We start from the raw sequence: 22,714 nt of genomic DNA, 5'->3' as shown, positions 1-22,714 counted from the left end.
TAAAACAGAATAGATACATAATCGGCACGTAAATGGCTTTATGATCAATACAGGCAAAATTAAGGAAAAGGTGATGACATGTTTTACCGAATAGCAATGACCTGCAGTGTTTGTATTGGAGCGACACTTTTATCCGCTCAAGTAAGTGCCATTACACTTGAGCAAGCAACTTACACCGCCATAGAAAACAGCCCAACCGTCAGGCAAGCCATTGCGACTTATCGTGAATCTCAGGAAGAAGCCGACATTGCACGTCGTTCTGGCTACTACCCTAGCGTGGACTTATCCGCAGGTATCGGTCACGAAACCACTTACGCCGATGAATCCTCTTCCAGCGACATCAGTCTGACTCGTCGAGAATTAACTCTGTCGTTGAACCAGCCTATTTTTGATGGCTTTTCCACCAAGAACGATGTGAAACGACTGAACAGCGAAGCCGAAGCAAATCGCTGGAGCGCCTTGATCGCGGTTGAAAACACCGCACTAGAAGTCGCTCAAGTGTATGCCAACATTTTACGTTATCGTGAACTGGTCGCTTTAGCAGAGCTCAATTTAGAAGCCCATGATCGAATTTATGGGCAAATTAAGCTTAAAAGCGACTCGGGCATTGGCCGCCTTTCGGATTTAAACCAGATCACCGCTCGCCTTGCTAAAGCCAATGCAAATTACGCCTCAGCGGTTAATAACCTGATTAACGCCGAAAGTAACTACAACAACATTGTTGGCGAAATGCCACCAGAAGAGTTAATTTACCCAGTACCTGACAACGACTTAATTCCAGAAGATCTTGAGTCGGCTATTAACGTATCGCTGCAAAAAAACCCTGCTATCGAGGGTGCTTACTGGGACATCGAAGCCACTAAGAGTTTAGAAAAAGTCACCGAATCAGAAAAATACCCCACCATTGATTTTGTCTTAGAGCGTACATGGGACAACAACATTGACGGTGACGAAGGCCCGAGTGAAGACTTGCTCGCCATGATTCGATTGAATTACAACCTGTACAGCGGCGGCACCTACAAACGCAGAAAAGAAGCCGTGGTGCAGCAAAGCGTGCAGGCAGAAGAAATTCGCCGTAAAACCATTCGCGATACCGAATTGACCGTTCGCTTGTCTTGGGCCGCGTATGAAGCGACGAATCGTCAAAAAGACTTTTTGAAAAAATACGTCATCGCCACGAAAGAATCCCAGCTGGCGTATGAAAAACAATTTCGTTTAGGTCGTCGTACCTTGCTGGATGTTTTGGACAGTGAAAACGAATTGTTCCAAGCCCGCCAAGATTATGTGAATGCGGATTACGATCAGTTGTTCTCTGAGTTTCGCTTATTTAACGCAAAAGGCGAGTTGATGCGCGCTTTTCGTATTTATCGCCCACAACTGCTTGACTTTGAAGACGAGTTCATTAAGCTGGAAATCCCTGAAACACCAGCGCCAACCGCGATTGAAGAACTAAAAGCAGCGGAAAGTACCATTACTGAAGAGATCATTGCGCCAGAACCAGCCAGTCCAACAGGCACAACCGACCTACAAGAAAGTGATTTGTTTCTAGACGCAGGACAAGATTCGGATTCTTGGTAGCAACGCTTTGTGGAATCGATAATTGCCATGCCGCATTATCGATTCCCTCTTCTTCTATCCCAAATTCTATTCCAAACCCCATCAAACAAACTATCTGCTTGTGGTGGGTGTTTTTTCTTCTCAGCGCCCCCATATTTCTATAGCATCAACCCACACCAACAAACTTTATAGGCCCTCTGGGCAGCAGCTTGTTTTAGGACTCTTTATGACTATTAAACTCGGCATCGTGATGGACCCTATTTCGTCCATTAATTACAAAAAAGACACCTCATTGGCCATGTTATGGGCAGCGGCTGAAAAAGGCTGGCAGCTGATTTACATGGAGCAAAAAGACCTCTTCCTAGACAAGGGCAAAGCATTCGCGATGACACGCCCACTGACGGTTCATCGTGATCCAGCACACTTTTACGACCTGGGCGACGAAACTAAAATGGCTCTTGGGGAATTGGATGTGATCTTGATGCGCAAAGATCCTCCGTTCGACAGCGAATTTGTCTACAGCACCATGATTTTAGAACAAGCCGAACGCGATGGTGCCATGGTCGTTAACGACCCTAAAAGCCTACGCGACTGCAACGAAAAGCTCTTCGCTACCCAATTTCCACAATGTTGCCCTGAAGTCTTGGTCACACGCCGTGCCGACCTGCTTAAAGCCTTCCACAAAGAACATGGCGATGTGATTTTCAAACCCCTAGACGGCATGGGCGGTACTTCTATTTTTCGCCTTAAACCCGATGATTCAAACGTCAGTGTGATCATTGAAACCCTGACCAACATGGGCGCAGAACAAATCATGGCGCAAAAGTTTATCCCTGAAATCAAACAAGGGGATAAGCGTATTTTGGTTGTCGATGGTGTGCCTGTGCCTTACGCCTTGGCGCGGATTCCGGCATCTGGCGAAACTCGCGGTAACTTGGCTGCCGGTGGTCGTGGTGAAGGTCGTCCTTTATCAGATCGCGATCGCTGGATCTGTGATCAGGTAATTCCTTCCCTAAAAGAAAAGAACTTAATGTTTGTCGGACTCGATGTGATTGGCGATTACCTAACTGAAATAAACGTCACCAGCCCAACATGCGTGCGTGAGCTTGACACTCAATTTGATCTGAACATCGCCATGCAATTAATCGAAGCCATCGAGAAGCGCCTTTAGTCTGATTTCATGCGAGTCATAGATAAATTCTCCATTACCTTGTTCATCGCCATTAGCGTTCATGCGCTCATGGTGATGATCATTGGTTTCGATTTTTCCTCACCTACTCCCAAACCAAAAACCTTAGAAATCACCCTGGTTCAGCACACGAGCAAGGCGCCTACCGAAGCAGACTTCATTGCTCAAGCCAATCAACAGGCCAGTGGCACCGAGCTGCGTAAGCAAAAGCTCACCACCACAGAAAACACCCGTTTCCTGTCGGATACCATTCAAGATATTTCGCCGCCAGTACAGCCCCAGCTGGCGTCAGCTGATCCCATTGATCAACCGCAGTTAATAGCAAACCGTGACCAAGAAGCGGTGTTTGAAGTCGTTAATGACATGGAAGACCAACCCAAAACCTTAGAAGAGCAGTTTCGCGGTGAAACGCAGATTCCTAGTCATATTTCCAACGACATCGCCACATTAGAAGCCTTGCTCGACCAACAACGCCAAGCCTATGCCAAACGCCCCAGAGTAAGGCGACTTACCTCGGTATCCGCCAAAGCCGCTGTAGACGCCCAATATCTGGACGACTGGCGACGCCGAATCGAACGCATTGGCAACATACATTACCCAGAAGAAGCCAAACGCAACCATCTCTACGGCGAATTGCGACTTGCAGTGATCTTGCTGCCGAACGGCTATGTGGATGACATTGAAGTGCTGCACTCTTCTGGCATTCGCGTATTAGACGATGCCGCCATGCGCATAGTACGCCTAGCCGAGCCGTTTCAAACCTTCCCCAGTGAGTTGAAAAAAGAAGTGGATAAACTAGAGATCATTCGTACTTGGCGCTTTGTATCCGGCAATCAGCTGCGTAGCCAATAACTTTTTTTCCACCAAAAAAAAGCCCTCACAGTGGAGGGCTTTCGATGTGTGCTTTTGCTAAATGCCAAGCATTGTCTATGAATAATCGAACTGACCATCGCCCATAGCAAGGCGTATTTTCTTCATGGCGTTCTTTTCAAGTTGTCGAATACGTTCTGCTGACACGCCGTATTCATCGGCCAATTCATGCAAAGTAGATTTCGCATCAGACAACCAACGTTGAACCAAGATATTACGGCTACGTTCATCAAGATCGGCCATGGCCAATTCCAATCTCTGATTAGAATCTTCTTCCCAATTGCCGTTTTCCAGCAAGGTCGCCGGATCTGCACGATGATCTTCCAGATACTGAGACGGTGCTTGGTAAGCGCTCTCATCATCGTCATCCGCTGAGGCGTCAAAGGCCATATCAGAAGAGCTCAAGCGTCCTTCCATTTGTCGAACGGTTTCCGGTGTCACGCCTAAATCACTGGCCACAGACTCTACTTCGGAATTACTAAACCAAGATAATGTCTTTTTCGCACTGCGCAAATTAAAAAACATTTTACGCTGTGCTTTAGTGGTCGCGACTTTCACGATACGCCAGTTTTTCAAGATAAATTCGTGTATTTCTGCCTTAATCCAATGCACCGCAAAAGACACAAGACGCACACCCACTTCCGGATTAAAACGTTTCACTGCCTTCATCAAGCCGACGTTGCCTTCTTGAATCAAATCGCCCTGGGCCAAACCGTAGCCAGAGTAACTTTTCGCGATGTGTACAACAAAACGCAAATGCGACATAACCAAGGTTCGTGCCGCTTCTAAATCTTCTTTGTAATAAAGACGCTCAGCGAGGGTCTTTTCTTCATCAGCGGTTAAAATTGGAATTCGGCTGACGGCTTGTATGTAAGACTCAAGGTTTTGACCTGGAATCATCATGTCCGTAGGTTGGAGAGCTTTACTCATCTCTGTGTCCACCTTTCTTAGGGTTTATTCTGTCTATGGCAAAATACTAGCAAGTAACATCTGCGGGTGTGTGACTTAAATAAGAATAAATCATGGCTATTATCTTTGTAGTGATCGTCGCCTGTGTCATCACTGCAGTTCAATGTTTGCGATATGGCGGCTCACTGCTATCCAGGCTCCTATCACACCAACAAACGCGCTAATAGTTAAACATAAAACAATCTCATCTGCATTAAAAGTCTGTAACTGCAACCCGCTTTGATAGAGCTCAATCAAGCGTTGTGCCGGACTGCTCACCCACCAGCTAAGCAAGAGAATACAAAGGCTAGCGAAAAAACCACCCAATACGCCGAACCAAAAACCCATGTATAAAAAAGGGCGTCGAATGTAAGCGTCAGTGGCGCCAACTAACTTCATCACCAGCACTTCATTGCGGCGACTTTCCACCGCCATACGAATGGTGTTTCCCACGATCAACAACACGGCCACCACCAGCAACACCGACAAAGCGTACACAAAACGCTGACCAAAACTCAGTATATTCGCAAGACGCTGTAACCATTGTGCATCCAATTCGGCGTAATCCACCTCTTTTTGCGACGCCAATTGATCGCGCAATGCCTGTAAGCTCGGCAAAGTCGACACATCCACATCCGCTTTGGGAATCACCCGCAACACAATAGGCAAGGGGTTTTCCGGTAAAGACGACATAATTTGTTCATAGCCGCTGGAGCGCTCAAAATACCGTAAGCCCTCTTCTTTTGAAATGTATTCTACCGAAGCGATATCGGCTTGAGCAGACAATCGATGAGACAAGGCCAACGCTTGGGTGTCTTCTAATTCGGGAAAAAGATACAGGGTAATTACCGATTGTTGCTCCCATTGGTCTGTGACCGAATGGACATTTTTCAGCAACACATACAGACCACCGGGCAAAGACAAGGCAATGGCAATCACCATCACCGTCATCACGCTGGCCAACGGATAGCTGAGCAGTCGCATAAAGCTTTCGGTGAGCGTAGCTTGATGTTGTCGCAAATACTTACCGGGCTGAAATGCCGAGCGCGTCGGCCAGTGGTGCTGAGTCGCTTTGATCGACTCCCGCGTGGCACCACGTTGGTTAGGCTTTTGTGTCATCAACCAAACCCTCCGCCACTGACCATTCGACCTTGGCTTAGCGTCAACACGCGATGACGCATGCGCGCCACCAAGGCTAAATCATGGCTGGCAACCAACACGGTTACCCCAACGCGATTAAATTCTTGAAAGAGGTTCATAATCTCAGCCGATAATTTAGGGTCTAGGTTCCCTGTCGGTTCATCGGCGAGCAGTAACTGGGGCTTGTTAACAACGGCTCTGGCGATGCCAACACGTTGTTGTTCGCCCCCGGACAAGGCCATCGGATTGTATTTTTCCTTATCCAATAACCCCACTTTGTCCAACGCCGCTCGAACGCGTTTGGCAATTTGTTGTGGATCCGCGCCACTCACTTGCAACGGCAACGCCACATTGTGAAACACACTTCGATCAAACAACAACTGATGGTTTTGAAACACCACGCCAACACGACGCCGGTGTTGCGGAATCGCCCGTCGGCTTAACGTACGAAGGTCGACGCCATCGACAATAATCTGCCCCGACGTTTGGCGTTCAATCATCATCATGAGTTTCATTAGGGTGCTTTTGCCCGCTCCCGAATGCCCAGTAAGAAACGCCATTTCACCCTGTTGCAAATGAAAACTCACCTGCGACAAGGCTTCTTGCCCGCTCTCGTACTTTTTACCCACTCGTTGAAATTCGATTTCCACGCTAGACCAGCATCCTTAAATTAGAAACTCACTCATGATCGAACAAGGCATCCACAAACTCTTGCGCTACAAAGGGACGCAAATCATCGGCTTGCTCGCCCACACCAATGTAGCGTATCGGCAATGCAAATTGCTTGGCGATGGCGAAAATAATCCCGCCTTTGGCGGTGCCATCCAACTTGGTTAGCGTAATGCCCGTCACACCCACCGCTTCTGAAAAGAGTTTCGCCTGACTGATGGCATTTTGCCCCGTGCCAGCGTCCAGCACCAGCATCACTTCGTGCGGCGCATGCACGTCCAGCTTTTTCATCACTCGGACGACTTTTGATAATTCATTCATCAAATTGGCTTTATTTTGCAAACGCCCTGCGGTGTCAGCAATAACAATGTCTACCCCTTTGGCTTTTGCCGATTCAATCGCGTCATAAATCACCGACGCTGAATCCGCCCCAGTGTGCTGCGCGACAACAGGCACATTGTTGCGTTCGCCCCACACTTGAAGTTGCTCAACTGCCGCGGCACGGAAAGTATCGCCCGCCGCCAACATAACACTTTTGCCTTCAGCCTGATATTTTTTCGCCAGTTTGCCAATGGTGGTGGTTTTACCCACACCATTCACGCCGACCATTAAAATAACAAAAGGTCCTTCTGAGCTGGTAGGGTTTAATACTTGCTGTGACTCACTCAAAATGCCTTCCATATCGGCTTTTAAATGACTGATCAGAGCGTCTGCGTTTTTCAATTCTTTGCGATTAAGTTTGTCGGTTAATCCCGCGATAAGCGCTTGAGTCGCATCGATGCCCACATCGGCGGTCAACAATTGCGTCTCTAGCTCTTCCAATAAATCGTCGTCGACCTTCTTGCTGGCGCCAATCACCGAGGACAAACCATTGCCTAGACCGCTGCGCGTGCGCGACAAGCCAGATTTAATACGCTGCGCCCAAGATAAGGTCGGCGCTTTGGGTTCTGTCTCAGCGGGTACGGTGACTGATTGAGTCTCTGGTTTTACCGGTTCGGCCTTGGTTTCATCCCGCTTTTCAACTTCAACCTTGTCATCAGTCTTGTCAGACGCGACCGTCGTGATGGTTTCGACTTCCACCGCGGCGGTTTCCGACGGCTTTTCTTCTTCGTCCTGTGTTTTAGACGCTTCTATATCCTTTTTCTTCGCGGCGGCAATATCTGCATTCATTTTGCTCACGAAGCGGCGACGGATAACAAACGCAATCAATGCTAAAACCGTGCCTATGGCGACCGGCACGTAGCGAGCGTATTCGCCTAAGTAAGGCGTAAAAAAAGCAATAATTTGATTAACAACTTCCATTCAATTGGTCTCTTTATTTTGACTGATGCAGCAAGCGCCGCTGAAATGCTATGATTAGCCACAGCGCGGCCTACATGGACTCATAAAAACGAGTATTTTATCATCATTCTAGCTCGCTAACAGGCTTAGTTTCGCAAACCTTTTCTCAACACTCACCGCTTCAAGGTTCATTATGGCTGACAGCAACAAACCTCTCTTTAGCCGCCCAGTATTAGCGGCGGTCATGTTGTTTTCTACGCTGGCGATTTGGCTGTTAAACCTCACCGCGCCAACCAGTTCCTTGCCGACACCCAAGGTCGAACGCTGGACAACCGATTCCGGCGTTCCAGTGGTTTGGCTCAATCAAGACGCGTGGCAAAACAGCGACAAACTCGAGCTTCGTTTTACCTTTCGCGCACCCAGCCAACCCAGCGCTTTAGTAGACACCACTCTGGCCATGCTGATGAGCGATGCGCTGCCTCTTAGCACCTCGTCAATCAATCAACGTTTTGCGCCCTTAGCCGCCAAAGCACACAGCCATTACGACCATGAAACGCAAACCATCGGTTTAACCCTGAGCAACGAAATGGCTTACTTGGAGCCTACTCTAGCCTTAGCGACTACCTGGCTGAACAACCCTGATTTTAAGCCACGCACTTTTGATAACTGGCAACGCCAACAAAATTCCCTCGTCAGCATGCAGCAAAATCTCGAGCAATTGCTATTTTTTGATGAAGCGCCAGACCCAAGCAACGCCCCTTTGTCTTTAGAACAAATCAATCGCTACTATCAAACCTTAAAGCACTCAGCATCGGCGATTTATGTGGTGGGTCATCTATCGGATGAGGCGAAGAGTGCCCTCGACGACACTTTAAACAAGCTGACCCGCGATTATCGCCTCGCAACAACAGACGCAGGCAACACCATCGAGCATGTCAGTGCCGTGATTCGTAAAGGCACTGGCACACTTTATCAAACTCACAGCGCCTTGGCGTTTACCCCAATCACATCGATACAAGATTGGATCAGCCTACAAATTTGGGGAGTGGATCTCATGTCTGCACTCAATAAGTCGCCCTCGGTGGAATTTGTCCAACTTGCACTGACGTTATCGCCTAAACGTCCCTGGGCGCAATTGCATATACAGCACAAACAAGCGTTCACTGACCCACTGCCACCAGAAGAAAACGGTGAGATCAACGCCAAAGTGATGCCCTTTATCGAAGCCAAACAGTTTGTGTTTGCTCATCAGGTGCCCTCGGCCAACGATGACACTCTTTTCCAGACGCATTTCTCTACCTTTAAAGACCATCTGGAGCAGCAAATTCTATCGCCTTCTTGGTGGGCTACCTTAGCAACACAGGTTACCCACGAAGATGGTCTACTGCCGCTTCAGCAGTTTACACAAGATTACAAAAATGCCATCGAAAGCTTCACGATTGAAGATTATCGAACCGCTTTACAGCAACGATTACTGTCCTCGTCTTATCAAGAGATTCAAATTTACCAATGAAAAAACAACCGCTAAACAACGCCTCAAATAAGAGCAAGGCGAAAGCCTCAAAATTGCGCATTATCGCGGGTGAATGGCGCTCGCGCCAATTACCCGTTCCAGACATAGAAGGGCTGCGCCCCACGCCCGATAGAGTGCGAGAAACGCTGTTCAACTGGGTGAATCCTTACCTGCCTGGTGCTGTGTGTGGGGATTTCTTTTGTGGTTCTGGTGCCTTGGGATTAGAAGCCCTATCACGCGGTGCAAAACACGTAACCTTTGTGGACAATTCCCGTGTGGTGACCCAGCAAATGAACGCCAACTTAGCCACATTAGACGCAATCAATGCCACCGTTGTAGCACAAAACGCCGCCGCCTACCTCGACTCTGCGACACCACAACCGCTGGACATGGTGTTTCTCGATCCTCCATTTCGCAAAGGTTGGCTGGGACAGATCATTCCCTTGTTGGAAAAAGGCTGGCTAGCAAAACGCGCCCATGTATACATCGAAATGGAAAAGGAAGCCGAGCTTCCGCTGCTACCTGATCACTGGTCATTACAAAAAGAAAAAACAGCAGGCCAATTGGTCTATCGTTTATTTGAAGTGAATCAAGACTAGAGAATAAAGGTTGCACCAGTGTGAGGGCTTGCGTCATCACCTCGCACTGGATCGCACCAAATAAGCACACAAAATTTTCATTACCTCAAATTCATCCCCAATAATATGGCTTTTTTGTCATGATTTACCTTTCTAGCACAGTACTTGCATAAAACAGGCATTACGTGCGAATTGATTGCACCTTGTTTCACCTCCCTTTATAGGACGGTCTTTATGCTGGCAAATCTAACGTTTAAAACAAAACTTTTCTCTCTCCTTGTGACCTCTATCATCGGTTTTATCGTGGTGACCTTTGTGGCAATGAGTGGCCTGTCTTCCCAACAAAGCGCCAACAATGAGCTGAAAAATCTCTCTAAAATTCAATCTTCTAACGATCAGCTGAGCATCAGCATGCTCGAAATTGCCGACAAACTCCGTTCCATCACTGTCGACAATTACCACGACTATGTAAAAAGTGCGTACCAACAGATCGAAATCAATTCTGAAGTGCTCACCAACAACATCGAGCGAGCCAGCGACCAAGACTTAAAAGGAGTACTAAAAGAAAATCTCGTCTCAATCAACGGTTACAGCCAAGCCCTAATGGCGCTGATCAACGAACGCTACATCATAGGTTTTGATTCTACTTCTGGGTTACGCGGCAACATTGACGCCATGGGGGCAGAGTTAAGCAACGATGTGCGTAAACTTAGCTTATTAAAACGTGAATTCACCAACGTTCGAAAAGCCGAAGCCAGCTATTTGTCAGACCCATCCGAGGTCAATTTAGAAGAATTTATGACCGGATTCAGCCGCTTTGAAACTCGTATCGATAACTTTGGTTTCCAAGACACTCACGGCGTTAAAGCCTACGCCTACCGCGATGCGCTCATCGCTTATGGTGAGGAATACATCAAGCTTGGCGTTATTGAAAACACCTATAACACCGAGAAAATGCAATTTACCCTAAGTCAACTGGCCGCCAAACAACTGATGGAAGGTAAATTAATCGACGCTGAGGCACTGGCTGAACAGCGCTCAAATCAAGCCAACGTGACCTTACTGGCGGTGAGCATTGCCGTCATTTTAATCGCCGCTCTATTGATGCTGGCCATTGGCCGCAGTGTAAACGCCACCTTGCGCAACATCATCAGCGACCTAGACAAGGTGAAACAGGGTGATATGTCCTCACAAGCCATGGTGAACAGCAAACGCAACGACGAATTTGACCAACTGAGCCAATCGTTAAATGAAATGACCAGCGGTTTGGGAGACGTACTGAAAGACGTGGTATCCACCACCGACAACGTCAACAGCATGTCGACCGATTTGAACAACACCATAGGGCGCATTTCCAGCAGCAATCACTTGGTCAACGAACGCACCCATTCTCTTGCCACGGCCACCGATGATATTTCCAAACGCTTGACTGAGCTGTCCAACACCACCAACAGCATTCGCGAGCATTCCAGCGACACCTATCAATCGGCAAAATCCGGTGGCGACATCATCAAGATGGTCATCAGCAGCATCAACGACACCGTCGGTATCGTGCACACCACCAGCCAACAACTTGATGAACTGGGTCGCTTGTCGAAAAACATCGACAACGTCATCGCCATGATCAACGATCTTGCCAGCCAAACCAATTTATTGGCGCTGAACGCGGCGATCGAAGCTGCCCGTGCCGGTGAAGCAGGTCGCGGCTTTTCTGTCGTCGCCGACGAAGTGCGCGCACTGGCTGAAAAAACCGTCGACGCCACCTCAAAAATCACCGACATCGTCAACACCATCCAATCATCAACACAAACCGCCATCACTACCATGGAAAGCGGCCAAGACAATCTGAAAATCATCAGCGCCAGCGGCAGTAAAGCCGAAGACGCCATCCGCAACATCGAAAGTTTCGCCATGACAGGGTCGCAATCGACCGACACCATGGCCAGCGCCATTCAAGATGTGGCCAGTACCGCCATCCAAATGAGCACCGAAATGGAAGAAATCGCTAAGCAGTTGAATCTAGACACTCGTTCCATCGACATTTTGGCCGATAAAACCCAGCAAATTCACCACCTTTCTACCCAATTGGCGAGCAAGACCCAAGTGTTTACCCTGCGCGACTAAATCCGCGTCTGAAATCATCAAGCGCTTGATGACACTCAGGTCAACCGCTAGACTGTGTGGAAAAATTCATCGATGGATTTTTCCACTTTTTTTTGTGGAACGGGACGCTCTTCATTACGACTTTAATTTAGGATAAAACCAAACTCTATGCCGGACGTTATTCCAGCCGACTCTGTGGGTATTGTTACGCCGCAAGTGGCGTCATTTGATACCCCATTAGCGCTTTCCTGCGGACAAACCTTGGCATCGTATCAGCTTGTTTACGAAACCTACGGCACGCTTAACAAGCACGCCTCCAACGCAATTTTAATTTGTCATGCACTCAGCGGCGATCACCACGCAGCGGGCTATCACGCCATGACAGACAAAAAACCCGGTTGGTGGGATTCGGCCATTGGGCCTGGCAAAGCCATCGACACCAACCAGTATTTTGTTATTTCCCTAAACAATTTAGGCGGCTGCTGCGGGTCGACCGGCCCGACGACCATCAACCCAGAAACCGGCCAACGCTGGGAAGCCAGCTTTCCCATTGTGACCGTAGAAGACTGGGTGGAAAGCCAAGCGCGCTTGGCGGATTTGCTTGGTATCCAAACCTTTGCCGCGATCGTCGGCGGCAGTTTAGGCGGCATGCAGGTCTTAGAATGGAGCATTCGCTTTCCAACGCGCCTTAAAGCTGCGGTAATCATTGCTTCTGCACCTAAATTATCGACCCAAAACATCGCCTTTAACGAAGTGGCACGTCAGTCCATTCGTCGTGATCCAGACTTTTTCGATGGCCAATACTTGGATCATGACTCAGTGCCTACCAATGGACTGGGGTTGGCACGCATGCTCGGCCACATTACTTATTTATCCGACGACGCCATGGGTGCCAAGTTTGGCCGCCAAATGCGTCACGACGCTTATCAGTACAATTACGGCATTGAATTTGAAGTCGAAAGCTACCTACGCTACCAAGGCGAAGCTTTCACCAAACGCTTCGATGCCAACACTTATATGCTGATGACCAAAGCGTTGGATTATTTTGACCCCGCCGCGCGCACCGATGACGATCTCTCGGCGGCGCTGAGTAAGGCTCAATGCGAATTTTTACTGGTGTCTTTTACCACAGATTGGCGTTTTGCCCCTGAACGCAGCGAAGAAATCGTCGATGCCTTGGTCAAAGCGGGCAAACAGGTAAGCTATGCGAAAATCGAAGCCACCGAAGGTCACGATGCATTTCTGTTTCCCATTCCTCGCTACATGACGGTATTGAATACCTTTTTGACTCGCATTAGTAAGCAGCACATCCTGGAGAAAAACCATGCGCTCTGATTTAGAAATCATCGACGAATGGGTTAAACCCAATATTCGCGTGCTGGATTTGGCCTGTGGTCCCGGAGAATTGCTGCATCACCTGATTCAAAACAAACAGGTCAACGGCTACGGCTTAGAAATCGGCCATGACGATCTAAACACCTGTTTGGAAAAAGGCATTCCGGTTCTCGAACAAAACATCGACGAAGGCCTACAGAACTTTGATGACCAAAGCTTTGACCTCGTCTTGATGACCCACGCCTTGCAGCAATTTCGCCGTCCCGATTTATTGATCGACGAAATGCTGCGCATTGGCAAAGAATGCATTATTACCTTTCCTAACTTTGGTCATTGGCGCAGCCGTTTGCACTTGGCGTTAAAAGGCCGTATGCCGGTGTCAGACTTTTTGCCCTACAACTGGTACGACACGCCGAACATCCACTTCTTTACTTTTCAAGACTTTGAACGCCTGTGCCGTGAAAAAGACATCAAGGTATTACGCTGGGCGGCGGTCGATGGACAACTAAAAGACCATTGGTGGATTCGTTCCATGCCCAACTTGTTCAGCGAAACGGCCATTTTTCACATTAGCCGATAAGCCCTTACCACCGAGGACAACAGGATGCCACGCACCCTAGTACTAGCCAGCAACAACGCCGGTAAAATCAAAGAATTCAACGCATTACTCGCCGACATCGGCATCACGGTCAAACCTCAAGGCGAGTTTGATTTTGAAGAAGCGGAAGAAACGGGCTTAAGTTTTATCGAAAATGCCATCTTAAAAGCCCGCCATGCTTGTGCGCATACTGGCCTGCCTGCTCTTGCCGACGATTCGGGTATCGAAGTGGATTATCTAGACGGCGCACCGGGGATTTACTCGGCTCGCTTTGCTGGCGAGCACGGCAACAACGAAGCGAACAATGCCCTATTGTTGGAAAAACTCGACGGCGTACCAGAAGCAGAACGTACCGCGCGTTTTCATTGTGTCTTAGCGTATATGCGCCATCAAAACGACCCCACGCCGCAGGTGTTTCACGGCGTGTGGGAAGGCCGAATTCTAACGTCTGCACAAGGTCAAGAAGGCTTTGGTTACGACCCAATTTTTTTCGTGCCCGAACAAGGCTGCAGTGCCGCCAGCTTACCGAAAGACATTAAAAATCAAATCAGCCATCGCGCCCAAGCGCTGCAACAGCTGCTTACTTCGTTTGAGCAAACAGCCGGCGGCATCACTCTGTGAGCGCCTTGCTGCCACCGCTGAGTTTGTACATTCACCTGCCTTGGTGCGTACGAAAATGCCCTTATTGTGATTTCAACTCACATCAAGCGGATCGTTTTGAACAAAATGGCCAGCTTCCCGAAGAGGCTTACCTCGCCCAATTGTTAGCGGATTTAGACGCGGATTTGCCCTATGTGGCCGGTCGTCCGATTCAAACCGCTTTCATCGGCGGCGGCACACCCAGCCTAATGAGCGAAGATTTTTACTATCGCCTCATGGACGCTTTACGCGACAAGCTCACCTGGGTCGAAGGCGCTGAAATCACCATGGAAGCCAACCCTGGCACCTTTGAGCAAGAAAAATTCCGCCATTTTCGCCAAGCGGGCATCAATCGTTTGTCCATCGGTATCCAAAGTTTCCAGCCAAACCTGTTGAAAACTCTAGGAAGAATCCACAACCGCGACGAGGCCATCCACGCTGTGGATAAGTCTCGAGCCGCTGGATTCGACAATATTAACCTCGATTTGATGCACGGCCTGCCCGATCAAAGCCACGCCATGGCCATGGAAGACCTACAAATCGCCATCGATTTAAACCCAGAGCATTTGTCTTGGTACCAGTTGACCATAGAGCCAAATACGGAGTTTTATCGTCGTCCGCCGACCTTGCCCGAAGACAACACTCTGTGGAATATTCAAGACGCTGGCCAAGCACTTTTAACTGAGCACGGTTATGCACAATATGAAGTGTCAGCCAATGCGAAAATCGGTCGACGCGCCGCGCATAACCTTAATTATTGGCGCTTTGGCGATTACCTAGGTATTGGTGCTGGTGCCCACGGTAAAATCACCTTGGCAGATGGACAAATATTTCGTACACGAAAGACTCGCCACCCCAGTCATTATCTAAATAATTTGCCCGAAGCCTTAGTCATAAAAGACGCGATCGCAGAAGAAGACTTACCGCTGGAGTTTATGATGAATCGTTTACGCTTATTCGAAACCTTCGACTTGGCCGATTACCAACGCTTTGCCTACCAAGAAGTGCCCTCTGCGTTGATTAAAGCCTGTGAAATGGGTTTGAAACAGGGTTTGTTAGACGCCAATGAATGGCAACATAAACGGGTAAAAACCACCGAAAAAGGCAAATTATTCCTCAACGAATTGCTTGAGTTGTTCCTTCCCTAAACCGTCACTTTGCTTACTATAATTTGACATCTAACTATATTGATGTACCCTTTGCAGCCTGAGAATAAAAAAGCCATCAAACGATGGCTTTTTTATTCTCTTAATTAACACACAATACAGCGGACTTTACTCAATACGTCGTTTTGAATATTACATAACAACACCCTCATTTATTTATCCCCATGCCCTCACAGACTCACTCGCACCGATTCTTTATTCCATGCTGTATTTTGAATCATTCGATGTCGATTTTCTGTCACCAAGTATCGCTAGTGTTAACGTGGAACGGTAAACAGGGAAGAGTTTTGATAATAAAGCGATGGGGAAGGAACATAATAAGTCGTATTGAGAACATTATTGTCCGCCGCTTTGCCTTATGGTTTTAAAAAGTTTTCACTCATTCAGGAGAATCATTATGAGTAATAAAGTCCCCGACAAAGGTCGGGCGGAGTACAACACATCCTACAAAGTAGGCCAGGATAACATTCAGTTTCTTGGCCTAGACGTGTTAAATCCCGTTTTCAGCACCAGTGCGGTGATCATTTTTGCGTTTATCATTGGCAGTATTTTGTTCCCGACGGATGCCAGCGCGATCTTGTCCAGTGCGAAAAATTGGTCGATCAGCAATTTCGATTGGTTCTTTGTCATTTCAGGGAACATTTTTGTCCTCTTTTGCTTGGCTTTAATTTGTTTGCCTTACGGTAAAATTCGCCTTGGCGGCTCCGATGCCAAAGCTGAGCACTCGACCATCACTTGGTTTTCGATGTTGTTCGCAGCAGGCATGGGTATCGGCTTAATGTTCTGGAGTGTGGCTGAACCTGTGGCGTATTACACAGGTTGGTACGGTACGCCATTTGATGTGGTCGCCAACACCCCAGAAGCCAGAGACTTGGCAATGGGCGCGACCATGTTCCATTGGGGTCTGCACCCTTGGGCTATTTACGCGGTAGTGGGTTTGTCGTTGGCGTTTTTCGCTTACAACAAGGGCTTGCCATTAACGATTCGTTCGGCTTTTTACCCACTATTTGGTGAAAAAGTCTGGGGCGTCATTGGTCACGTTATCGACGTCGTCTCTGTGATCGCGACTATTTTTGGTTTGGCCACATCCCTTGGTTTTGGTGCTTTGCAAGCCACCAGCGGTCTGAACTTCTTGTTCGATATTCCGAATACGCTGACCACTCAAATCTTAGTCATTTGTGGCGTGACCGCTGTGGCGATTATTTCGGTGGCCCGTGGTTTAGAAGGCGGCGTGAAGCTGTTGTCTAACGTCAATATGATCATCGCCGCGGTACTTGCGGTCTTTATTGTGATCGTCGGTAATACCGGCGCTATTTTCTCTGCCATGGTGTCTTACTTGTTCAGCTATGTTGAAAACGTCATTCCACTGAGTAATTGGATTGGTCGTGAAGACGAAACCTTCTACCACGGTTGGACGGTATTCTACTGGGCATGGTGGATTTCTTGGTCACCTTTCGTCGGCATGTTTATCGCCCGCGTCTCTCGTGGTCGCTCTGTTCGTGAATTCGTCATTGCTGTACTTCTTGTACCTACCGTAGTTTCTTTGGTGTGGATGTCCATTTTCGGTGGCTCGGCCTTGGATCTGTCGGCAAACGGCATCGGCGCCTTGGCAAATGGCATTTCTGACTCGTCTTTGGCCATGTTCCAGATGTTTGAAAGCCTACCGATGACATCTGTTCTGTCATTCGTTGGTATCGTACTGGTATTGGTGTTCTTTGTGACCTCATCTGACTCTGGCTCTTTGGTTATCGACGGCATCACCGCCGGTGGTAAAACCGATGCGCCTATGATTCAACGTGTTTTCTGGGCGATCCTAGAAGGCGTGATTGCTATCGCCTTGCTGGTTGGCGGTGGTTCTGAAGCACTAGGAGCAATCCAAGCGGCGGCGATCACTATTGGCCTACCGTTTACCTTATTGATGTTGATCATGTGTGTCAGCTTGATCAAAGGCTTACAAAGCGACATGCACCTGTACAAATAACGATGTTATCGTCTTAGACGAAAAACATCAGGGTGACCACAACGCGAGCGACGTCTGTCCCTCGCGTTGTTTTTTTGGGGTAAATGGCCTATTATCAGTGCCCTCTTGGGGGAGTAATCTTCTTTGCAACACGCTGATCATTTATGCAAACGATCTGTGCAGCAAAGATTCTTTGTCAACATAATTGAGCCTCACGCTCGTGGCATAGAAGTCCTGATGTGATGAAAATCGCAGGATTGATGAGACTTAAGACAATAACTTGGCTCAGGTGGGCTCAGGTTTGTTGTCTTTTGTTTGACTGCCCACCTAGGATTACCTTTAAAATGGAAGCATTTTTCACCTCTGTCTCCACCGTTGCTTTAGCCGAAATGGGCGACAAAACTCAACTCTTAGCCTTGTTCCTTGCGACGCGTTTTGCCTCTAAATTGTCTATTGTAATGGGCATTTTGCTCGCCACCCTGCTTAATCACGCCTTGTCTGCATGGCTTGGGGTAGAAATCGCCCATTGGATCCCCGACAGCGCCCTCAGTTGGGTTGTGGGTTTGAGCTTTATTGCCGTCGGTTTGTGGTTATTGATTCCCGATAAAGACGACAGCGACGACAACAAAATGCTCAAATACGGCGCATTTGGTGCGACCTTTGTGCTGTTCTTTTTAGCAGAGATCGGCGACAAAACTCAAATCGCCACTGTCTTGTTGGGCGCTCACTATGGCGGCGTTTGGTTAGTCTTGTTAGGCTCTACTCTTGGCATGATGTTAGCCAATGTCCCCGTGGTCTTCGCTGGAAATTGGATCATGGACAGAATAAACGCAGACCGTACAAGGCAAGTCGCTTGCTTGCTGTTTCTTATTATTGGTGTGATTACAATCGCCGCGCCTTTTTTAAACTAAACTGTCTATAGACAAAGATAACCACCAACAGGGACCTACGATGGACGTTGAATTAACCGAAATACTCGAAGCCTTGTGCCAGCATGCGCCCTTTGACGACATGGCCGACGACCCACAACTCAACGACATGACGAAGGAAATCGAAATCCAATACATGCGTGCGGGAGAATGGGTCATCGCCCCCAGTTCGCTCAATAACGCGCTGTTTTTTATCCGCAGTGGCGCCATCGAAGTACTGAGCAAAGACGAAAAGCTCATTCGTCGCATGAACGAAGGGGAGCTATTCGGTTACTTTTCCTTGTTGCGTGGCGGCAAGTCGTCCCAGTCGATGCGCACCATCGAAGACAGCTTGTTGTATCGTATTCCAGCCCGTTGGTTTCTCAAATTTTACGAAGAAAACGACACCTTTTCTGACTTCTTCGAGCTGGCCCGCGAGGTGCGTTTGCGTGTTGCAATGGACTCACAAAGCTCCGACGTCTCGCTCATGACCTGCCCTGTGGTCAGCTTATTGCGCCGCCAGCCGATCAGTACCGATTTGTCTTCCGACATCCGCACGGCGGCACAAATCATGACCGAACACCGAGTATCCAGCCTGTTGATCACCGAAAACGACGAGCTAATCGGCATAATTACCGACCGAGATTTGCGCACCCGAGCCGTCGCTCAAGGGCTGAATTACGACACCCCTATTTCCACCATCATGACCCGCGATCCACTGGTGATGGACAGCGGCGATTACGCCTCGGAAGCGGTACTAAAAATGATGGGGCGCAATGTCCACCACATTCCCATTGTCAAAAACGGACGCCCGATTGGCGTGATCAGCACCGGCGATCTGATCCAAAAAGAAAGCCACGGCAGCGTCTATCTTATCAGTGATATTTACAAGCAAACCAGCATCGAAGGGCTAAAAAGCATCAGCCGCAAGATGACTCATACCTTCACGCAATTGGTGCTGGCCGACGCCAATACGCAAATGATCGGCAACGCCATGTCACACATAGGCACCGCTTTCGTTAAACGCCTTTTGCAACTCGCCGAGGAAAAATTCGGTCCGCCGCCTGTGCCCTACTGCTTTATCGCTTTGGGGTCGCAAGCACGAGAAGAACAAACCATCAAAACCGATCAAGATAACGCCCTAATTCTCAGCAATAAATACAACCCGGAGCAGCATGGTGACTACTTTAAAAACCTATCGGATTGGGTGTGTCAGCATCTAGATGCCTGCGGTTATGATTTGTGTACCGGCGATATTATGGCGTCCAACACCCGCTGGCGTCAGCCGTTGAACGTATGGAAAGACTATTTCAGCGAGTGGATTCAACAGCCCAAGGCCGAAGCCTTATTGCGACTGTCCATTTTCTTCGATTTACGCGGTATTTATGGGGATAAAACCCTCGCCAAACAGCTGAACCGCCATATCCGCCAAGAAGTCAAACAACACCCTGGTTTTTTAACCTTCATGGCCAGAAACGCCAACCAGCGCAAACCGCCACTGGGCTTTTTCCGTCAATTCGTACTGGATGGCGGTGGCAAACAGTCCCACACCTTTAACCTCAAAGAACGCGGCATCGCCCCCATTATCGACATTGTCCGCGTTCATGCCTTTGCCTGTGGCAGCGACAAACTGAATACCCTAGAACGCCTTGAAGACATTGAAGCCGCCGGCCTACTGCCAGACGGTCGCGCTAAAGATTTGGCGCTCGCACTGGAAATGATCGGCATGGTGCGCATTCGCAACCAAAAAGATCAAATCGAAGCCGGTGAAGAACCCAACAATCAGGTCAACCCAGAAAACTTGTCGTCGTTCGAAAAGCGCCATTTGCGGGACGCCTTTCACATCGTTGCTCGCCAACAGGAATTCATTAAATTCCGCTACGCAGGGAAACGCAGCTAATGGGCAAATCCTTAGTGAAAAAAACCCCCAAAGCGGACCGTCAAGACTGGCAAGCCATGTACGCTGAATGGGCAAAAGACGCCCCCGAAGGGCCGTTAAAACGCTTTTATGAAGCCGGTATGATCAGTGCGCAAATAGCACTCAAAGACGCGCCATTGCTGGCGTTGGATTTGGAAACCACGGGGTTAGATTCCAGCCAAGACGAAATCATCAGCTTGGGGCTGATTCCGCTCAACCACCGCACCATACGTTGCCAAGGGGCAAAATATTGGATGGCCAAACCCAAACGCGCCCTGAACGCCGAATCGGTCACCATTCACGAAATCACCCACGCTGAACTGGCCGAAGCACCTAGGCTGGAGGCGATTTTAGAGGAGATTTTGGCCGCACTCGCACAACACGTGATTGTGGTGCATTGCGTGTCCATTGAGCGACAATTTTTACTCGAAGCCGCGATGAAAATATATGGTTATCCGCTGTATTTTCCGGTTCTCGACACCATGGACATTGAACGCCAAGCGATTCACCAACCTTGGTGGAAGCGCTTCGGTAAGCAGCCATCGTTGCGCTTAGACGCCTGCCGCCAACGCTATAAACTGCCCCGCTACAAGGCCCATCATGCCCTGACAGACGCCTTATCATCGGCAGAATTGCTGCAAGCGCAAATGTCGTATCACATGGACCTTGACGCCGACATCGCCAGTTATTGGGTGTAATAGGCTACTTGATAAGCCGGTAAAGTGAGTATGTTACCCTCTAGCTCAGCGTGAAATCCGTGGCCTTCTAAGGCCGTCAGATTTCCTTCTAATGGTGCTTTCAGTGTCGCCTGTTGGCTGTCGTCGGTTAGGTTGACCACAACCACGATTTTTTCACCTTGATGCTCACGCACAAACGCCACTAATTGGTCGTTTTCTACCTCCAACAAGGTCAACGATCCATTGACTAAAACCGCCTGCTGCTGACGCCAGTAAATCAACCTTCGGGCCTTATGCAGCAAGGCTTTTGGATTGGCTTCTTGCTCCGCCACACTCAGCGGCAAATGCACCGGATCGACCGGCAACCAAGGCTCGACCGTTGAAAATCCACCTTGTGCGCCCTTATCCCACACCATAGGCGTTCGACAACCGTCTCGACCTTTAAACACCGGCCATAAAGGGATTCCGTACGGGTCTTGAATGCGCTCAAACGGCACGTCCGCCTCGGGCAAGCCAAGTTCCTCCCCTTGATACAAGCAGACGCTGCCACGCAACGACAAAATCAACGCCATGGCCGCCAACGCGTATTGCTCACCATTCGCCGCATCGCCACCCCAGCGGGTGCGAGCGCGCATCACATCATGGTTCGACAACGCCCAACACGGCCAGCCATCACCGACGATCTCGTTCATGTTCGCCAAGGTGGTACGAATGTACTCGGGGGAATGGGGCTTGTTGAGAAAATCGAAGGTGTAAGCCATGTGCAGCTTATCGCCGCCAGACGTGTATTCTGCCATGCGCTTGAGCGGGAAATCGTCGCCAATTTCCCCCACCGTGGTGGTGCCGGGGAATTCGTCCATCAAGGCGCGCACCTGCTGCAAAAACAGCAGGTTTTCAGGGCGACTCAAATCGTACACATGGCGCTGGTAGGTATAAGGATTATCGTGGGGCGCGCCCATGGTTTTAGGCTCTCCCGGCAACAAGGCGGGGTTGTCTTCCAGCCCGGCACTGTGAAAGTAAAAATTCACCGTGTCGAGGCGAAAACCATCGACGCCCAATTCCAACCAAAAGCGCATATTGTCTAAATGCACTTGGCGTACTTCGGGGTGATGGAAGTTAAAATCCGGCTGAGAATCCAAAAAGTTGTGCAGAAAATACTGCAAACGACGACTGTCCCACTTCCATGCGCTGCCGCCAAAAATCGACAACCAATTATTCGGTGGCGAGCCATCGGGTTTGGGGTCAGACCACACGTACCAGTCGGCTTTGGGGTTGGTTTTATCCTGTCGACTTTCTTCAAACCAAGGGTGCTGATCAGAAGAATGGCTGATCACCTGATCAATCATCACCTGCAAGCCAAGCTCGTGGGCACGCTCGATTAGAGCTTTAAAATCCGCCAATGTGCCGAACATGGGGTCTATGTCGCAATAATCCGACACATCATAGCCAAAGTCTTTCATTGGCGAGGTAAAGATCGGCGACAGCCAGATCGCGTTTACACCCAACGAGGCCACATAGTCTAGTTTGCTGGTAATGCCCGCCAGATCACCGATACCATCGCCGTTCGCATCCATAAAACTGCGTGGGTATATTTGGTAAATAATCCCACCTTTCCACCAATTCAAATCGGTCGTCATTTCGGCTCTCCGGGGCATGTATTTGTTA

General features: G+C 48.9%; 19 protein-coding genes. 14 read left to right on the top strand and 5 right to left on the bottom strand.

The features are described from left to right. Positions 1 to 78 precede the first annotated feature (78 nt). From J9B83_RS11850 to J9B83_RS11840, 3 genes are all read left to right on the top strand, one after another. Complete coding sequence (locus tag J9B83_RS11850; RefSeq protein WP_211536959.1) at positions 79 to 1,578, top strand: TolC family outer membrane protein; 1,500 nt, start codon at positions 79 to 81, stop codon at positions 1,576 to 1,578. A 205-nt stretch (positions 1,579 to 1,783) separates the two neighbouring features. Then, entirely contained in the window at positions 1,784 to 2,728 is a 945-nt protein-coding gene (gene gshB / locus J9B83_RS11845) for a glutathione synthase (protein ID WP_211536958.1), read from the top strand. 9 nt (positions 2,729 to 2,737) lie between these two features. Further along, positions 2,738 to 3,598 (top strand): energy transducer TonB, encoded by an 861-nt coding sequence (locus tag J9B83_RS11840; RefSeq protein WP_211536957.1) that lies wholly within the window; start codon positions 2,738 to 2,740, stop codon positions 3,596 to 3,598. 75 nt (positions 3,599 to 3,673) lie between these two features. On the opposite strand, the gene rpoH is transcribed toward J9B83_RS11840, so the two are convergent. The 4 genes from rpoH to ftsY form a co-directional block, all read right to left on the bottom strand. Then, positions 3,674 to 4,546, bottom strand: coding sequence for an RNA polymerase sigma factor RpoH (gene rpoH, locus J9B83_RS11835; protein ID WP_211536956.1), 873 nt, complete (start codon positions 4,544 to 4,546; stop codon positions 3,674 to 3,676). Positions 4,547 to 4,675: 129 nt separating this feature from the next. After that, positions 4,676 to 5,683 (bottom strand): permease-like cell division protein FtsX, encoded by a 1,008-nt coding sequence (gene ftsX, locus J9B83_RS11830; protein WP_211536955.1) that lies wholly within the window; start codon positions 5,681 to 5,683, stop codon positions 4,676 to 4,678. After that, positions 5,683 to 6,354 (bottom strand): cell division ATP-binding protein FtsE, encoded by a 672-nt coding sequence (ftsE, locus tag J9B83_RS11825; RefSeq protein ID WP_211536954.1) that lies wholly within the window; start codon positions 6,352 to 6,354, stop codon positions 5,683 to 5,685. Before ftsE ends, ftsX begins: the two co-directional genes overlap by 1 nt. A 28-nt stretch (positions 6,355 to 6,382) precedes the next feature. After that, the gene (ftsY, locus tag J9B83_RS11820) at positions 6,383 to 7,675 is read right to left on the bottom strand and encodes a signal recognition particle-docking protein FtsY (RefSeq protein ID WP_211536953.1); all 1,293 of its coding nucleotides are present in this window, start codon (positions 7,673 to 7,675) and stop codon (positions 6,383 to 6,385) included. 172 nt (positions 7,676 to 7,847) lie between these two features. Here ftsY and J9B83_RS11815 point away from each other — a divergent pair, with 172 nt between their 5' ends. The 11 genes from J9B83_RS11815 (at position 7,848) to J9B83_RS11765 (ending at position 21,070) form a co-directional block, all read left to right on the top strand. Continuing rightward, a complete protein-coding gene (locus tag J9B83_RS11815) occupies positions 7,848 to 9,167 on the top strand; it encodes a peptidase M16 family protein (protein ID WP_211536952.1) in 1,320 nt (439 codons plus the stop codon). Next, the gene (gene rsmD / locus J9B83_RS11810; RefSeq protein WP_211536951.1) at positions 9,164 to 9,766 is read left to right on the top strand and encodes a 16S rRNA (guanine(966)-N(2))-methyltransferase RsmD; all 603 of its coding nucleotides are present in this window, start codon (positions 9,164 to 9,166) and stop codon (positions 9,764 to 9,766) included. Before J9B83_RS11815 ends, rsmD begins: the two co-directional genes overlap by 4 nt. A 213-nt stretch (positions 9,767 to 9,979) precedes the next feature. Continuing rightward, positions 9,980 to 11,869 carry a methyl-accepting chemotaxis protein gene (locus J9B83_RS11805; protein ID WP_211536950.1) on the top strand — a complete coding sequence of 630 codons (1,890 nt, stop codon included), beginning with the start codon at positions 9,980 to 9,982 and terminating at the stop codon, positions 11,867 to 11,869. 147 nt (positions 11,870 to 12,016) lie between these two features. Then, positions 12,017 to 13,183: a homoserine O-succinyltransferase MetX gene (metX, locus tag J9B83_RS11800; protein WP_211536949.1), complete on the top strand. Its 1,167-nt coding sequence runs from the start codon at positions 12,017 to 12,019 to the stop codon at positions 13,181 to 13,183. Next, on the top strand, positions 13,173 to 13,763 hold the full coding sequence (metW, locus tag J9B83_RS11795) for a methionine biosynthesis protein MetW (RefSeq protein WP_211536948.1): 591 nt from the start codon (positions 13,173 to 13,175) through the stop codon (positions 13,761 to 13,763). The genes metX and metW overlap by 11 nt, the downstream gene beginning before the upstream one ends. A gap of 24 nt (positions 13,764 to 13,787) precedes the next feature. Then, on the top strand, positions 13,788 to 14,402 hold the full coding sequence (gene rdgB, locus J9B83_RS11790; protein ID WP_211536947.1) for an RdgB/HAM1 family non-canonical purine NTP pyrophosphatase: 615 nt from the start codon (positions 13,788 to 13,790) through the stop codon (positions 14,400 to 14,402). Further along, positions 14,399 to 15,568, top strand: coding sequence for a radical SAM family heme chaperone HemW (hemW, locus tag J9B83_RS11785; protein ID WP_211536946.1), 1,170 nt, complete (start codon positions 14,399 to 14,401; stop codon positions 15,566 to 15,568). The genes rdgB and hemW overlap by 4 nt, the downstream gene beginning before the upstream one ends. A 415-nt stretch (positions 15,569 to 15,983) precedes the next feature. After that, on the top strand, positions 15,984 to 17,567 hold the full coding sequence (locus tag J9B83_RS11780; protein WP_211536945.1) for a BCCT family transporter: 1,584 nt from the start codon (positions 15,984 to 15,986) through the stop codon (positions 17,565 to 17,567). A gap of 323 nt (positions 17,568 to 17,890) precedes the next feature. After that, a complete protein-coding gene (locus tag J9B83_RS11775; protein ID WP_211536944.1) occupies positions 17,891 to 18,457 on the top strand; it encodes a TMEM165/GDT1 family protein in 567 nt (188 codons plus the stop codon). A 40-nt stretch (positions 18,458 to 18,497) separates the two neighbouring features. Next, on the top strand, positions 18,498 to 20,354 hold the full coding sequence (locus J9B83_RS11770) for a DUF294 nucleotidyltransferase-like domain-containing protein (RefSeq protein ID WP_211536943.1): 1,857 nt from the start codon (positions 18,498 to 18,500) through the stop codon (positions 20,352 to 20,354). Continuing rightward, the gene (locus J9B83_RS11765) at positions 20,354 to 21,070 is read left to right on the top strand and encodes a 3'-5' exonuclease (RefSeq protein WP_211536942.1); all 717 of its coding nucleotides are present in this window, start codon (positions 20,354 to 20,356) and stop codon (positions 21,068 to 21,070) included. The genes J9B83_RS11770 and J9B83_RS11765 overlap by 1 nt, the downstream gene beginning before the upstream one ends. Here the strand turns inward: J9B83_RS11765 and J9B83_RS11760 are convergent. Continuing rightward, positions 21,058 to 22,686, bottom strand: coding sequence for an alpha-glucosidase family protein (locus tag J9B83_RS11760; RefSeq protein WP_211536941.1), 1,629 nt, complete (start codon positions 22,684 to 22,686; stop codon positions 21,058 to 21,060). The genes J9B83_RS11765 and J9B83_RS11760 overlap by 13 nt on opposite strands. Positions 22,687 to 22,714 lie beyond the last annotated feature (28 nt).

The organism is Marinomonas vulgaris, assembly GCF_018145875.1.
Classification (GTDB): Bacteria; Pseudomonadota; Gammaproteobacteria; order Pseudomonadales; family Marinomonadaceae; genus Marinomonas; species Marinomonas vulgaris.
The sequence above is the reverse complement of the archived record's forward strand: the minus strand, read 5'-3'. Positions and strand labels throughout refer to the sequence as shown.

What these genes read in the sequence shown, in the direction of transcription:
- J9B83_RS11850 (WP_211536959.1), top strand. Translation starts at nt 79, where the DNA reads ATGTTTTACCGAATAGCAATGACCTGCAGTGTTTGTATTGGAGCGACA.
- gshB (WP_211536958.1), top strand. Translation starts at nt 1,784, where the DNA reads ATGACTATTAAACTCGGCATCGTGATGGACCCTATTTCGTCCATTAAT.
- J9B83_RS11840 (WP_211536957.1), top strand. Translation starts at nt 2,738, where the DNA reads ATGCGAGTCATAGATAAATTCTCCATTACCTTGTTCATCGCCATTAGC.
- rpoH (WP_211536956.1), bottom strand. Translation starts at nt 4,546, where the DNA reads ATGAGTAAAGCTCTCCAACCTACGGACATGATGATTCCAGGTCAAAAC.
- ftsX (WP_211536955.1), bottom strand. Translation starts at nt 5,683, where the DNA reads ATGACACAAAAGCCTAACCAACGTGGTGCCACGCGGGAGTCGATCAAA.
- ftsY (WP_211536953.1), bottom strand. Translation starts at nt 7,675, where the DNA reads ATGGAAGTTGTTAATCAAATTATTGCTTTTTTTACGCCTTACTTAGGC.
- J9B83_RS11815 (WP_211536952.1), top strand. Translation starts at nt 7,848, where the DNA reads ATGGCTGACAGCAACAAACCTCTCTTTAGCCGCCCAGTATTAGCGGCG.
- rsmD (WP_211536951.1), top strand. Translation starts at nt 9,164, where the DNA reads ATGAAAAAACAACCGCTAAACAACGCCTCAAATAAGAGCAAGGCGAAA.
- J9B83_RS11805 (WP_211536950.1), top strand. Translation starts at nt 9,980, where the DNA reads ATGCTGGCAAATCTAACGTTTAAAACAAAACTTTTCTCTCTCCTTGTG.
- metX (WP_211536949.1), top strand. Translation starts at nt 12,017, where the DNA reads ATGCCGGACGTTATTCCAGCCGACTCTGTGGGTATTGTTACGCCGCAA.
- metW (WP_211536948.1), top strand. Translation starts at nt 13,173, where the DNA reads ATGCGCTCTGATTTAGAAATCATCGACGAATGGGTTAAACCCAATATT.
- rdgB (WP_211536947.1), top strand. Translation starts at nt 13,788, where the DNA reads ATGCCACGCACCCTAGTACTAGCCAGCAACAACGCCGGTAAAATCAAA.
- J9B83_RS11780 (WP_211536945.1), top strand. Translation starts at nt 15,984, where the DNA reads ATGAGTAATAAAGTCCCCGACAAAGGTCGGGCGGAGTACAACACATCC.
- J9B83_RS11775 (WP_211536944.1), top strand. Translation starts at nt 17,891, where the DNA reads ATGGAAGCATTTTTCACCTCTGTCTCCACCGTTGCTTTAGCCGAAATG.
- J9B83_RS11770 (WP_211536943.1), top strand. Translation starts at nt 18,498, where the DNA reads ATGGACGTTGAATTAACCGAAATACTCGAAGCCTTGTGCCAGCATGCG.
- J9B83_RS11765 (WP_211536942.1), top strand. Translation starts at nt 20,354, where the DNA reads ATGGGCAAATCCTTAGTGAAAAAAACCCCCAAAGCGGACCGTCAAGAC.
- J9B83_RS11760 (WP_211536941.1), bottom strand. Translation starts at nt 22,686, where the DNA reads ATGACGACCGATTTGAATTGGTGGAAAGGTGGGATTATTTACCAAATA.